12 protein-coding genes are annotated in these 12,766 nt (G+C 74.8%); 4 read left to right on the top strand and 8 right to left on the bottom strand.

Features of this window, described 5'->3' with window-relative positions:
* Window positions 1–86: 86 nt before the first annotated feature.
* A complete protein-coding gene (locus ACFYYT_RS35965; RefSeq protein WP_388610648.1) occupies window positions 87–1,481 on the top strand; it encodes a helix-turn-helix domain-containing protein in 1,395 nt (464 codons plus the stop codon).
* Between the two features lie 39 nt (window positions 1,482–1,520).
* On the opposite strand, the gene ACFYYT_RS35960 is transcribed toward ACFYYT_RS35965, so the two are convergent.
* The 4 genes from ACFYYT_RS35960 to ACFYYT_RS35945 form a co-directional block, all read right to left on the bottom strand.
* Window positions 1,521–3,044 (bottom strand): MFS transporter, encoded by a 1,524-nt coding sequence (locus ACFYYT_RS35960; protein ID WP_351830794.1) that lies wholly within the window; start codon window positions 3,042–3,044, stop codon window positions 1,521–1,523.
* Between the two features lie 47 nt (window positions 3,045–3,091).
* A complete protein-coding gene (locus tag ACFYYT_RS35955; protein ID WP_351830796.1) occupies window positions 3,092–3,673 on the bottom strand; it encodes a TetR/AcrR family transcriptional regulator in 582 nt (193 codons plus the stop codon).
* Between the two features lie 262 nt (window positions 3,674–3,935).
* Window positions 3,936–4,184 (bottom strand): DUF6158 family protein, encoded by a 249-nt coding sequence (locus ACFYYT_RS35950; protein WP_351830799.1) that lies wholly within the window; start codon window positions 4,182–4,184, stop codon window positions 3,936–3,938.
* Between the two features lie 53 nt (window positions 4,185–4,237).
* Window positions 4,238–5,314 carry an AI-2E family transporter gene (locus ACFYYT_RS35945; RefSeq protein ID WP_351830802.1) on the bottom strand — a complete coding sequence of 359 codons (1,077 nt, stop codon included), beginning with the start codon at window positions 5,312–5,314 and terminating at the stop codon, window positions 4,238–4,240.
* 231 nt (window positions 5,315–5,545) lie between these two features.
* Here ACFYYT_RS35945 and ACFYYT_RS35940 point away from each other — a divergent pair, with 231 nt between their 5' ends.
* Window positions 5,546–6,283, top strand: a complete 738-nt coding sequence (locus ACFYYT_RS35940) for a hypothetical protein (protein ID WP_351830815.1) — start codon at window positions 5,546–5,548, stop codon at window positions 6,281–6,283.
* Window positions 6,284–6,328: 45 nt separating this feature from the next.
* On the opposite strand, the gene ACFYYT_RS35935 is transcribed toward ACFYYT_RS35940, so the two are convergent.
* Window positions 6,329–6,670, bottom strand: coding sequence for a hypothetical protein (locus tag ACFYYT_RS35935; protein WP_351830804.1), 342 nt, complete (start codon window positions 6,668–6,670; stop codon window positions 6,329–6,331).
* Between the two features lie 149 nt (window positions 6,671–6,819).
* On the opposite strand from ACFYYT_RS35935, the gene ACFYYT_RS35930 reads away from it, so the two are divergent.
* Entirely contained in the window at window positions 6,820–7,899 is a 1,080-nt protein-coding gene (locus ACFYYT_RS35930) for an alpha/beta hydrolase-fold protein (protein WP_351830805.1), read from the top strand.
* Window positions 7,900–7,953: 54 nt separating this feature from the next.
* Here ACFYYT_RS35930 and ACFYYT_RS35925 read toward each other — a convergent pair whose 3' ends face one another.
* From ACFYYT_RS35925 to ACFYYT_RS35915, 3 genes are all read right to left on the bottom strand, one after another.
* Window positions 7,954–8,190 carry a hypothetical protein gene (locus ACFYYT_RS35925; protein WP_351830806.1) on the bottom strand — a complete coding sequence of 79 codons (237 nt, stop codon included), beginning with the start codon at window positions 8,188–8,190 and terminating at the stop codon, window positions 7,954–7,956.
* Between the two features lie 142 nt (window positions 8,191–8,332).
* Window positions 8,333–9,004 carry a response regulator transcription factor gene (locus tag ACFYYT_RS35920; RefSeq protein ID WP_351830808.1) on the bottom strand — a complete coding sequence of 224 codons (672 nt, stop codon included), beginning with the start codon at window positions 9,002–9,004 and terminating at the stop codon, window positions 8,333–8,335.
* Window positions 9,001–10,179 (bottom strand): histidine kinase, encoded by a 1,179-nt coding sequence (locus tag ACFYYT_RS35915; protein ID WP_351830811.1) that lies wholly within the window; start codon window positions 10,177–10,179, stop codon window positions 9,001–9,003. The genes ACFYYT_RS35920 and ACFYYT_RS35915 overlap by 4 nt, the downstream gene beginning before the upstream one ends.
* Window positions 10,180–10,476: 297 nt before the next feature.
* Between ACFYYT_RS35915 and ACFYYT_RS35910 the strand changes: the two genes are divergently transcribed.
* Window positions 10,477–12,633, top strand: a complete 2,157-nt coding sequence (locus ACFYYT_RS35910; RefSeq protein WP_351830813.1) for an MMPL family transporter — start codon at window positions 10,477–10,479, stop codon at window positions 12,631–12,633.
* Window positions 12,634–12,766 lie beyond the last annotated feature (133 nt).

The following is a 12,766-nucleotide window of genomic DNA, read 5'->3' as shown; positions in this document are numbered from 1 at the left end:
TAGGTGGCGCGCGGGACCTGCGCAACGGGTGATTGCCCCTGGATACTGACGAGTTGAGTCGGTCAGGCGCACAACGGGGGTACTTCGTGGACGAACCGTCCGAGATCGGCCGCAGGGTGCAGCGACTGCGCGCGCAACGCGGCCTGACGCAAAAGCAGTTGGCGGAGCCCGGCTACACCCCGGCGTACGTCTCCACCCTGGAGGCCGGCAAGGTGCGGCCCTCCGAGACCGCGCTGCGCTTCCTCGCGGGCAGGCTCGGCACCTCGTACGAGGAGCTGGCCACCGGGCGCCCGGCGCACCTGGCCACCGAGCTGCGCCTGGCCCTGACCGACGCCCAGCGCGCCCTCGCCACCGGCTCGGCGCGGGAGGCCGCCCCGCACTTCGCGCGGCTGCTGGCCGAGGCCGAGCGGCTGGACCTGACCGACGAGCGGGCGGAGGCACTGCTCGGGCTCGGCGACTGCGCCCTGGAGTCCGGCGATCCGGCCGGGGCGGCGGGTCACTTCGAGGCGGCGGAGCTGCTGCTGGCCGCGGAGCCGCTGCCGCGCCGGGCGCGGGCCGTGCGCGGGCGGGCGGTCGCCCACCTGCTGCGCGGGGAACTGCGGTACGCCTGCTACCTGCTGGAGTCCGCGATCGACGCGCTGAACGCGGGCGGGCTCGGGGATCCCGAGGCGCTGGTCCTGCTGTACGCGGCGGTGATCAGTCCGTACCTCGACATGGGCGCCCTGGCCCGGGCGGCCCACGCCGCCGAAGTGGCGCTGGCGCTGGCGCCCGGGGTCGGGGATCCGGTGCTGGTGGCGGCGATGCACCGGCAGGTGGCGCGGACCTTCCTCGCGGAGGGCCGGGCGGCCGACGCCGACGCCGCGCTGGCGAAGGCGCAGGCCGTGTACCGGCAGCTGCGGATGCGCACGGACCTGGCGCACTGCCACTGGATGCGCGGCTACTTCCAGGCGCAGCACGGGGAGCTGGCGGCGGCCGAGCGTGAGCTGCGGACCGCGCGGGAGATGCTGGCGGCCCGGCGGGCGGCCCTGTACACCGCGCAGGTGGAGGTGGAGCTCGCCGATGTGCTGCGTCGGCTGGGCCGGTTCGAGGAGGCGGTGGAGCTGGTCTCGGCGCTGGTGGACCCGGACGCGGGGCCGGGGTCGGTGGACGCCGGGGCCGTGCACGCGGGCGGCGCGCACCGGCTGCTGGGGCTGATCGCGCAGGAACGCGGGGACACGGCGGCGGCCGAGGAGCACTACGTACGGGCGCTGGCGCTGCTGGAGCGCAGCGGGGCGGCCGGCGATCTGGCCGATCTGTGCCGGCTGCTGGGCGATCTGCTGCGGCGGGCGGGCCGCACCGAGGCGGCGCTCGACGCCTACCGCGCCGGGCTCGGCCACCGTGCGGCGGCCCCGGGCACGACCACCCTGGGCCCGCCCCCGGCGGCCCCCTTCGCGGCGCCGGATCCGGCCCCGGACGCACCGCCGCTCCCGGCGCCGAGGTGAGGGCGGCGCCGGGAGCGGCGGTACGGGACGGCGTACCGGTCAGTGGTTCTCGGTGGGCTGGAGGTCGCGCGGGATCAGCGCCCAGGTGGTCGCCGCGGCGGCGACGGCCAGGACTCCGGCCATCAGGAACGCCGGGGTGATCGCCAGGGTGTAGGCCCGGGAGGCCGTCTCCAGGAGGGCCTGGCCCACGGTGCCGCCGAGCTGCTGGGCGGTGTGCGCCGCCTCGCCCACGGAGTCCCGTACGGCGCTCACGGACGCCCCGTCCAGGTCGAGCGCGGGCAGGTTGCCCCGGTAGAGCGCGGCGGCGGTGCTGCCGAGGATGGCGACGCCCATGGCGGAGCCCAGCTCGTAGCAGGTCTCCTCGATGGCGGCGGCGCTGGAGACCTGGTCGGCGGGCGCGGCGGAGATGAGGGTCACGGAGGCCACGGTGGTGGCGATGCCCGCGCCCAGCCCCATGACGGTCAGGGCGGCCGCGAAGGCGGGGTAGCCGAGGCCGGTGAACTGCTGGAGGGTCCAGGGCAGGGCCATGCCGCCCGCCAGGACGACGAGCCCGGCGCCGAGCACGTGGCGGATGGGGAAGCGGTGCATCAGCGTGGGCGCGACCATCGAGGCGCAGATCAGGGCGAGCGGGGCGGGCAGCAGGCGCAGTCCGGCTTCGAGCGGGGTGTAGCCCTGGCCGTACTGGAACCACTGGGTGACGAGGAAGAGGATCGCGCCCATGCCCACCATCGGCAGGAAGATCGCGGTGGCGGCGACGCTGAAGGCGGGCTTGGCGAACAGCCGCACCTGGAGCAGCGGGTTGTCCACGCGCAGCTGACGGCGGACGAACACGGTGAGCGCGACGAGGGCCACGGCGAGCAGGGCCCACGGCAGGGGGTCGCCGATGCCGGCCTTGCCGAGTTCCTTGATGCCGCCCGCGAGGGCGAGCATGCCGACGACGGACTGGCCGACGCCCGCCCAGTCCCAGCGTCCCGTAGCGCCCGGGTTGCGGGATTCGGGCAGGTAGCGCAGGCCGGCCGCGACGATCACGGCGGCGACGGGGAGGTTGAGGAGGAAGGCGGAGTGCCAGCCGTAGTCCTGGACGAGGAGGCCGCCGACGACGGGGCCGAAGGCCATGCCGCCGCCGAAGACGGCGGCCCACACGGCGAGGGCGAAGGCGCGTTCCCTGGCGTCGGTGAAGACGCTGCGCAGGATCGACAGGGTGGCCGGCATGATGGCCGCGCCGCCCACGCCGAGCAGGGCGCGGGCCGCGATGACGTGCCAGGCCTCGGTGGAGAACACGGCGATCAGCGAGGCCACGGAGAAGATCGCGAAGCCGGTGAGGAGCAGCCGCTTGCGGCCCCAGCGGTCGCCGAGGGCGCCGGCGGTGACGAGGAGGCCGGACAGGGCCAGCGCGTAGACGTCGATGATCCACAGCTGCTGGACGGCGCCGGGCTGGAGGTCGGCGACGAGCGAGGGGAAGGCCACGTTGAGGATCGTGGTGTCCATCGAGATGAGCAGGAGGCTGCCGGAGAGGATCGCCAGGACGGTCCAGCGACGCGGGTCCAGCGTGGGGGTGTGCATGGGATTCCGTTCGGGTGTGCGCACGGGGTGCCGCCCGGGGCGGCTGATCAGGCTGCGGGGGCCGGAGCCGGCGGCGGCCAGGGGGGGCGCGCTCCCCCGAGGAAGGACGTCAGGACGAGGCGGCCGATCTCGCGGGGTGCCAGATGGCCGTCGCGGACGCCTTCGGCGGCGGCGTCGAGCAGGCCCCACAGGGAGTACCAGATCCAGTACGGCGGGAGGTCCGTGCGCAGCCGCCCCAGCCGCTGGCCGAGGGCGAGGAAGGCGAGGGCGCGCTGGTCCTGGCGCTCCAGTCCGGCCCGGAAGGCGGGGTCGGCGAGGACGGTGGCGTCGCGCGAGGTGAACCCGTACAGGTGGGCGGCGGGCAGCAGGGCGACCACGAGGTCTTCCAGCGCCGCGTCGAAGGAGGGGCCGTCGGCACTCGCCCCGGGCAGGTCGGCGGGGGCGAGGCAGCCGTCGACGACCTCGATCGACCGGGCGGCGACGGCCTTCAGCAGCGCCTCGCGGGTGGCGTACCGGCGGCTGAGCGTCGCGCGGCTGATGCCGAGGCCCGCGGCGATCTGCACCGTCGAGGCGCTGTGATCGCCGGCGAGGACGCGGGCCGCGGCGTCGAGCAGTTCTTCTTCACGCATGGGGATGAGCCTCCTTCGCCTCGGATGATACAGATCTGTCTCATCAGACGCAAAGCAGGCTCACCTGAGACGTGTTTTTCCTCTCTTCGCATGGCTCGGCCCGGGCCCGGCCGCCCGGCCGACCGGGTTTCGGCGCGGTGCCCACGGGCAGAAATGCGGTGCCGCCCCGCGCATTCGCGGGGCGGACCAGTCGTGCGGCGGCCCCGCGCGCCGGGAGGGACGTCGCGGGGCCTTCGGTTCAGCCTTGGGTTCAGCCCTGGGTTCAGCCGTCGCCGGCCGTGCGGGCCCGGGCGCCGGAGCGGGTACGGCCGGCGGCGGTGGCGCGCTGCGGATGACGCCGGAGGTACTCCTCCTCCAGTTCCCTCAGCCGCTGGGTGTGCGTGGCCAGGGCTTCGTCCGACCCGTGCAGCAGCGTCTCGTGGCGCGTGCGGTGGATGGTCTCCAGCTCCCTGAGCAGCCGGCCGTCCTCCAGCTCGCGGGCCGCCCCTGCCGGGGCCGTGTGCTCTGCCATGGCAACCGCCTTCCCACGTCGCCCCCCACGTCCACGGTAGTCGGGCCGGAGGATCACGACGACCCTGCGGCGGGCGGCGCGGGCGGCGGCGGCACGGGGGCCGGGGAGCGCAGCGCGGTCCGGACCGACCAGATCACCGACACGAGCGGGACGGCGACCACCGCGCCGACCACTCCGGCCGCGATGGCGCCCGCGACCACCGAGACGGCCACCACCAGCGGGTGCAGCCGTACCGCCCAGCTCATCACCAGCGGGTGCAGCAGGTGCCCCTCGATCTGGCCGATGACCACGATCAGCGCGACCACGACGGCCGCGATGACCGGTCCCTTGGCCGCGAGCGCGACCACCGCGGCCACCGCGAGCGCGACCGGCGAGCCGATGAGGGGGATGAAGGCCGCGACGAACTCCAGCATCGCCAGCGGGACGGCCAGCGGGACCCCCAGGAAGTAGAGGGCCACCCCGACGAGCACCGCGTTCGTGGCCGCGACGAGCACGATCCCGTGGGTGTAGCCGGTGAACGTGCGCCAGGCCGCCCGCCCGCCGACGGCCACGCGTTCCCGTGCGCCCGGCGGCAGCTGGGCGCAGAACCAGGCCCACTGGCGGTCTCCGCCGTGCAGGAAGAACACGGAGGAGAACACGGCGAGCGCGAGGACGGTGAGCACCTGCACGAGCTGCCCGGCTCCGGTGACCGCCGTGCTCAGCAGGGTGGAGCGGTGGCTGGAGACGTAGTCGCCCACCTTCGACTGGAGGTCGGCGAGCACGTGCGAGTCCAGCCGGAAGGGCGGCCGCGCCAGCCACCGCTGGATGCTCGACAGGCCCTGGCGGAACTCGCGGACCAGGCTCCCGCTCTCCCCCGCCACCGCCTCCCCGACCAGGGCGAGCACGCCCAGCAGCACCACCGCACTGCCGATCAGGCTGACCGCGACCGCGAGCGGCCGGGGCACCCAGCGGGTGAGCAGCCGGGCGGGCGGATTGAGCAGGGCGGTGATGACCAGGCCGAGGAAGAGCGCCACGGTGACCTCGTGGAAGCGGCCCAGCAAGACGAAGACCGCGTAGACGGCGGCGCCCACGACCAGCAGGCGCCACGCGTAGGACGCGACCGTACGCAGGAGCGGTGACACCGTCGGCATGCACCATGGGTGCCACGCCGGGCGGCGGCTCCCACGCGCGAGGCCAGGTATTCGCCCGTCCGGGGAGAAAATGCGTTGCCCGGGGCTCCCGCGATGATCGCCCTGCCGCTCCAGATCAAGCACCTGACGGATGCGCCGCCGGCGGTCGGGGCCATGGGCGCGGTGGGGGCGGGGCGCCCGAACGGCGGTGCCCGCGGTGCGCGGGGGCGCCGGGGCCGGGAGGGTGACGCCATGGGCGCATGGTGGTACCGCAACATCCTGGAGCCGGGGAAACTCCCGCTGCTGCTGGCCCTGTCCGCGTTCGTCCTGACCTTCGCCGTGACCCGGGTGATCACCCGGATGATCCGCGCCGGGAAGGGGCCCTTCCGCAACGTCACCCCGGGCGGTCTGCACGTGCACCACGCCGTGCCCGGGGTGATCCTCATGACCCTGGGCGGCTTCACCGCCATCGCGGGCGGCCGCTCGGGTTGGGGCACCTGCCTCGCGGCCGCACTGTTCGGGATGGGCACCGGCCTGGTGCTCGACGAGTTCGCGCTGATCCTGCACCTGAGCGACGTCTACTGGAGCAAGGAGGGGACCATCAGCGTCGAGGTCGTGATCCTCACCTCGGCGCTGGCGTCCCTGCTGCTGTGCGGGTTCCTGCCGCTCGGCGTGGACGGGCTGACGCCGGACGAGGAGCAGAGCCGGCTGACCGTCATGGCGACGGTGGTGGTCAACCTGATGGTGGCCGTCGTCGCCCTCTTCAAGGGCAAACCGCGGATGGCCGTGCTCGGCATGATCGTCCCGCTGATCGCCCTGTTCGCCGCCGTCCGGCTGGCCCGGCCGGCCTCGCCCTGGGCCCGGCGCTTCTACCGGCGCCGGCCCAAGGCACGTGCCCGGAGCCTGAAGCGGGCCTACCACCACGACCGGCGCTGGAGCGTACTGCGGCGCCGGGTCGACTACCTGATCGGCGGGGCTCCCAGCCGGTGACGCGGGCGGGCGCCGGACATCGCCGCCGGGCCCGCCCGCCCGGGCTCACGCGGAGGCGGGGGCGCCGTCGAGCTCCCACGCGTGGCGCTTGAACTCCCGGCGGAAGTCCGTGTGGTCCTCCCACTGGCGGGCGATGCCGCGCAGCACGTCCCAGTGGTGCTCCACCGACTGGTCGATGACGTTGCGCATCCGCTGGTCGGCCGTCTCCCGCTTCTCGATGAGCCCCTTCACCGCGGACGCCTCCAGCACGCTGTTGCGCAGCGCGCGCAGCGCCCGGGAGGTGTCGTCCATCGCGAAACCGCGCTCACTCCCGGTCTCCGCGTCGAACAGCGGGGTCAGCCGCGCCTCGATGAACGCGGTGATCCGCTCGAAGTGCTGCACGTCCATCAGGGGTCTCCCTCTCCCGCCGTGCCCGCGCGCGGAGCGCGGCACGGCCCTTCGGAACTGCTCGGGGCCGAGCTCCGTTGCAGGATACGAGGTCCCGGTCACCGGCCTGCCACAGGTCCTCTTCAGGCGGAAAGGGACATACTGCTGGCGTGAACGACACGGTCGGCGCAGGACACCGCCGCGCGCGCCCGCGCCGCGGCCGCTGGATCGGGGGCGCGGTGGCGCTGGCCCTCACGGGGGCGGTGGCGAGCGGCGTGCTCACGGGCTCCGGAGCCCCCTCCGACACGGGGCGGACCGTACGGATCGACCCGGGGCCGGGCCCGGCGCGGGGCGCGCCGGTGGACGCGCAGACCCAACTGCCCACCGGGCCCGTGCCGGAGCTGAGGATCGCCGCGACGATCCCGGAGGACGGCAGCAAGGTCCTGGTGACCACCTGGGCCGGGCGGAAGTCCGGCTTCACCGGCAAGGTGTGGCTGTGGCTGCCGCCTCAGTACGCGGAACCGCGCTACGCCCGCAGCGGGTTCCCGGTGCTGATCGCGCTGCCGGGCGGTCCGGGGTTCCCCGTCAACTACTGGATGGACCGCAACCTCAAGCTGGAGGCGAGCATCGCCCGCTGGTCGAAGGACGGCAGCAGCCTGCCGTTCATCCTGGCCATGCCGGTCCTCAACCCGCAGACGGACGGGAAGGAGGGCCTGTACTGGGACGGGAGCGACATCCCCGGCCAGCCGAGGATGGGGACCTGGCTGACGGAGGACGTGCCCGATCTGGTGCGGTCCGCCTTCCGGACCATCAAGTCGCGTGACGGGTGGGCGTTCATGGGCAGTTCCACCGGTGGCTTCGCCGGGCTGAAGGCGGTGCTGCAGAAGCCGGACCGGTTCAAGGCGGTGATCGCCGGGGGTCCGGACCTCCTGCCGGACTCGCGCCTGTGGCAGGGGCATCCGCGGGAGAAGCTGGAGAACAGCCCGCCGTGGCTCGCGCAGCGGCTCATCGACCGGAACGGGCCCGAGGTCTACCTCGCGTTCCAGGTCGGTACGAAGGGCAGCGACATCCGGTGCCGGCCGCAGATCGAGAAGTTCATCGCGCAGTACGGGAGCGGGCCCGTGAAGACGCGGCTCCACATCGACGAGGGCGGCGGGCACAACGCCCGTACCTACGTCCCCGGCATGCACGACGGGGCGCTGATCCAGTGGGTCAGCGCGCACATGCGGGGCCCGGTCCCCGCCCCCTGAGACGGGCGGGCCCGGGAGACCGCCGCGACGTCCCGAGGCCGCGCCGGGCGCCCCTCATCCGCGGGGGTACGCGGCCGGCGGGGTGACGGCCAGGACGGGCGGGGCGGGTGAGTCGTGGCGGTGTCCGCAGGGGTCGAAGACGAGGACCACCGGTTCGCCCGGGCGCTGGCGCCAGGAGATCCGCTCGGGCTCCGTCCCGCACGCCGGACAGGAGGGCAGCGGACCCGGCCGCGCGTCGCGGCACTCGCAGCGGGCTGCGAGCGTCGGCGGCATGGGGTGCGGATCACGCATGGCGGCTCCCTGGTCCGGCGGTTGTACTCCAGGCACTGTGCCACGCCGGGGGCCCTCTCCGCACGGGCGAATCATCCAGGGTTCTGGCTGGTCAGAGAGAGTTCCACCAGGCCCAATCCGGTCGTCGCCGGGCACTTGGTGATCAAGTGCTCCTCCGGTCGGCCTCGACCAGCCCCGATTCGTAGGCGGCGATGACGGCCTGCGCCCGGTCGCGCACGCCCAGCTTGTTGAAGATGCCGGTGATGTGGTTCTTGACCGTGGAGACGCTGATGTCCAGTTCGGCGGCTATCTCGGCGTTGTCCAGCCCGCCCGCCAGCAGCCGCCAGATCTCCAGCTCGCGCGGGGTGAGTCCGGCGGACGGGGCGCGGGGCGCGGGCCGGGGCTCGCGCGGGGAGGCCCGTACGTAGGTGGAGATCAGCCGGGTCAGCAGGCGCGGCGCGACGGCCGCCTCCCCGGTGTGGACGGTGTGGACGGCGGCGATCAGCTCCTCGGGGGAGATGTCCTTGGGCAGGAAGCCGTGGGCGCCCGCGCGCAGGGCGGCGACCACGTACTCGTCCATGTCGAAGGTGCTCAGCGCGAGCACCCGGGACCGCGGGCTGGTGCGGGCCAGTTCCGCGGTGGCCTGGACCCCGTCGAGGACCGGCATCCGGATGTCCATGACGACCACGTCGGGGTCCAGCCGCCCGGCGAGCTCCACGGCCTCGGCGCCGTTCCCGGCCTCGCCGACGACCTCGACGTCCGGGTGGGGGGCGAGGATCAGGGCCAGGCCGCGCCGGACCAGCGGCTGGTCGTCGGCGATGAGCACGCGGATCATCGGGGGGATTCCTCTCCTCGGGCGGCGCCGGCCCCCGCTGCGACGGGGAGGCGGGCCGCGACCCGGAAGCCGCCCTCGTCGAGGGGGGCGGCCTCCAGGGTGCCGCCCTGGAGGGCGACGCGTTCACGCATTCCGATCAGACCGTATCCGGCGGGCCCGGCGGGCCGCGCGGAGGCCGGCCCGCCCGCCGCTCCGCTGCCCGGCCCGTCGTCGCGCACCTCCACGGCCACCTCGTGCGGGCGGTACGTCAGCCGTACGTGGGCCCGGGCGTTCCCGGCGTGCTTGCGGGCGTTGGTCAGGGCCTCCTGCACGACCCGGAACACGGTCAGGCCGACGGTGGGCGGCAGTGGCCGGACCGGGCCGTGCACCGTGAACCGCGTCTCCATGCCGGCGAGCCGGGACTCCGCGACGATGCGTTCCAGGTCCGCCGCGCCGGGCTGCGGTGCGGGCGGGGCCGTCTCCGGCTCCTCCCCCGCGCGCAGCACGTCCAGCAGCTGCCGCATCTCGCCGAGCGCCATCCGGCCGGATCCCTCCAGGGTGACCAGGGCCTCGCGGGCGGCCTCGCGGTCGTGGTCGAGGTTGGCCCGGGCGCCGCCGGCCATCAGCTGCATGGTGGTGATGTGGTGGGCCACGATGTCGTGCAGTTCCCGCGCGATGCGGCGGCGTTCCTCGGCGACGGCCCGGTCGGCGAGCAGGATCCGGTTGGCCTCGGTCTCCCGCTGCCAGCGCTTGACCACCAGGCCGGTGGCGACCACGAGGAGGGTGGCCCCCGCGTTGGCGAGGACGTTCAGGGCCGAGCCGAACGGCAGTCCGCCCTGGCCCAGGGTGGCCAGCGGCGGCGTCACGAGGGCGGCGGCGGTCACCACGGCGGGCCGGCAGGCCACAGCGACCGAGTACAGGGCGACCACCGGGGCCAGCCCGAAGTGCGGTGAGACCGCGCAGGTCAGGTTGGCGACGGCGACCAGGACCAGGACGGCGGCCAGCGCCAGGACCGGGTGGCGGCGCCGGGCGAGCAGGGCCAGCGCCGAGGCGGTCACGAGGAACGCCGCGGTGACTTCCAGCGGAGCGCCCTCGAACTGGGTGTCGAGGGCGAAGCCCGTGAGGTCCACGGCCGCCGCACCGACCGCCACCAGGGCGTCGTTGCGCGTCCAGAGTCCGTCGGCGCGCGTGCTCATCGTCCCGGCCTTCCCCCCACGGGCCGCCGCGCGGCGGCCCTCGTCGCTCCATTCTCACACCGCGCGCGGGCGTCGGCCGTGACCGTGGGGAGGGTCCCCGACCAGGACCGGAGTCCTGGTCGGGGACCCTTCCCGGACCGTGGTCCCGGCCGCGAACTCGTTCTTCACCGGGACGTTCGCGGGCCCGGGCGCTGATGTCCTGGATGAGGGCCGGACACCCGGCCCGACGCAACGGACAGACGGAGGAGAACAGTGATCCGCGCCCTGACGGGATGCTCGACGAGGAACGCGTGGAAGGTGATCGCCCTCTGGGCGGTGCTCGGCGTCGGGCTGACGATCCTGGGCCAGGTGTTCGTCTTCCGCGCCACCCAGCCCGGCAACGACGGCTTCCTGCCCGCCTCCTACGATTCGGCGGCCGCGCTGCGCATCTCCGAGGAGAACTTCGGCGCCCGGCCCGACTCCGACCCGCTGACGGTGCTGGTGGCGCGTACGGACGGCGCCGCGCTCGGCGCGTCCGACGAGCGCGCGGTGGAGGCGGTGTCCGCACGGCTGGCGCAGCGCCGGATCGTCATGCCGAGGACCGAGGACGATCCGCCCTTCGTTCAGGACCACTCCCAGGTGCCGCGGATCGGGGCGGGCATGACCGCGCCCGACCGGACCTTCCGGCTGCTGTCGGTCGAGCTGAAGGGCAATCCGCAGGACCCCGGGGTGCAGCGCACCTACAAGGAGTTCCGGGACCAGGCCCGGACCGCCTTCCGGGAGGCGGGACTGCGGACCGGGTTCACCGGCGGGCTGGCCGCGACGGTGGACACGGCCGACGCCGGGGAGACCCGCTCGACGGTCGTCGGCGCCCTGGTCATGGGGCTGATCGTACTGCTCCACGTCCTGGTGTTCCGCAGCGTGTTCGCCGCGCTGCTGCCGCTGCTCGCGATGGCGGTCATCGGGGGCGCGGCGGCCGGATCGGTGATCCTGGCGGCGATGGCGACGGGCATCCGGCTGGCCCCCTCCACCCCCGGTCTGATCAACGTGGTGCTGATGGGCATCGGGATCGACTACTTCCTCTTCCTGCTGTTCCGCTTCCGCGAGCACCTGCGCCGGCACCCCGGGCAGCCGGGGCGCGAGGCCGCCGCGCAGGTCGCGGGCCGGGTGGGGACGGCCGTCACCTCGGCGGCGCTGACCATCGTCGCCGCGTTCGCCACCCTCGGGATCGCCTCCTTCGGCCAGTTCCGGGTGCTGGGGCCGGCCATCGCGGTGTCCGTCCTGGTGATGCTGTTCGGCAGCCTGACGCTGATGCCCGCCCTGCTGGCCGTGACCGGCCGCAAGATGTTCTGGCCGTCGAAGTCCCTCGACCGGGCACCGCGGGAGGGGGTGGCGGGCCGGCTCGGCGCGCTCACGGCCCGGCGTCCCGTGGCGCTGGTCCTGGCCTCGCTGGCACTGCTCGGCGCGCTGACGGCGGGCCTGGCCGGGCTGCGGATGGACTACGGGCAGTCCGGCGCGGACGGCGAGCGGACCGCCGCCGTCGAGACCGCCGCGGAGATATCCCGTTCGCTGCCCGCCGGCGTCTCGGACCCGACGAGCGTGTTCGTCACCGCCACGGACGGCGCCCCGCTGGGCGCCGCACGGGTGGCCGGGCTGGCCGGGGCGCTCGCCCGGGTGCCCGGGGTGGGGCAGGTCGCCCCGACCGTGGTGAGCGAGAACGGCCGGGCGGCCCGCATCGACCTGCTACTGACCAGCGGATCCGGCGAACAGAAGGCCCGCGACCTGGTCTCCGGACCGGTCCGCGAGACGGTCCGCGCGCATCGGCCCGCCGGGACCGAGGCCCATGTCGGCGGCACGGCGTCGGTGTTCGCGGACATCGCGGTGGCCGTCGACGAGGACCTGAAGGTGATCTTCCCGGTGGCGGCGGTGCTGATCGCCGTCATCCTCCTGGTGCTGCTGCGGAGCGTGCTCGCACCGGTGGTGCTGATGCTCTCGGTCGGCCTCGGCTTCGCGGCCACGCTCGGCGCCTCGACGCTGGTCTTCCAGCACGGGCTGGGGCGGCCGGGCGTGGACTTCACGCTCCCGCTGGTGCTGTTCCTGTTCGTGGTGGCGCTGGGCACCGACTACAACATCCTCGTCAGCGACCGGATCAGGGAGGAGATGGAACGGCCGGGTACGGCCCGGGCCGCGGTGGCCCGCGCCGTGCGGCACACCGCCCCGGCCGTCGCGACGGCCGGGCTGGTGCTGGCCGCCTCCTTCGGCAGCCTGGCCGTCAGCCCGCACCCCGGTACGCAGCAGACCGGTTTCGCGACGGCGGTCGGGATCCTGCTCTCCGCCTTCGTCCTGTCGGTCGTGCTGGTGCCCGCGCTGGCCGCGCTGCTGGGCCGCTCCCTGTGGTGGCCGCTGCGGCCGCGCGGGCGCGACGGGGAACACCGGGCGGCCCGGCCCGGGGCCGAGCGGGTGCCGGTGGGCTGAGCACGCGGACGCGGGGCGGGGGCGCGGGGCGGGGGGGGGGGGCGGGGCCCCGCGGGGGGGGGGGGCCGGGGCGCCCGGGCGGGGGGGGGGGCGCCCCCCGGGGGGGGAAAGGGGGGGGGCGGGGCGCGCGGGG

Source organism: Streptomyces sp. NPDC002032, assembly GCF_042890765.1.
Taxonomy (GTDB): Bacteria; Actinomycetota; Actinomycetes; order Streptomycetales; family Streptomycetaceae; genus Streptomyces.
Note: the sequence above shows the minus strand (reverse complement) of the source record. Positions and strands in the feature narration are given on the sequence as shown.

Coding starts and splice junctions, on each gene's coding strand:
- ACFYYT_RS35960 (WP_351830794.1), bottom strand. CDS start 3,044: ATGCACACCCCCACGCTGGACCCGCGTCGCTGGACCGTCCTGGCGATC.
- ACFYYT_RS35955 (WP_351830796.1), bottom strand. CDS start 3,673: ATGCGTGAAGAAGAACTGCTCGACGCCGCGGCCCGCGTCCTCGCCGGC.
- ACFYYT_RS35950 (WP_351830799.1), bottom strand. CDS start 4,184: ATGGCAGAGCACACGGCCCCGGCAGGGGCGGCCCGCGAGCTGGAGGAC.
- ACFYYT_RS35945 (WP_351830802.1), bottom strand. CDS start 5,314: ATGCCGACGGTGTCACCGCTCCTGCGTACGGTCGCGTCCTACGCGTGG.
- ACFYYT_RS35940 (WP_351830815.1), top strand. CDS start 5,546: ATGGGCGCATGGTGGTACCGCAACATCCTGGAGCCGGGGAAACTCCCG.
- ACFYYT_RS35935 (WP_351830804.1), bottom strand. CDS start 6,670: ATGGACGTGCAGCACTTCGAGCGGATCACCGCGTTCATCGAGGCGCGG.
- ACFYYT_RS35925 (WP_351830806.1), bottom strand. CDS start 8,190: ATGCGTGATCCGCACCCCATGCCGCCGACGCTCGCAGCCCGCTGCGAG.
- ACFYYT_RS35920 (WP_351830808.1), bottom strand. CDS start 9,004: ATGATCCGCGTGCTCATCGCCGACGACCAGCCGCTGGTCCGGCGCGGC.
- ACFYYT_RS35915 (WP_351830811.1), bottom strand. CDS start 10,179: ATGAGCACGCGCGCCGACGGACTCTGGACGCGCAACGACGCCCTGGTG.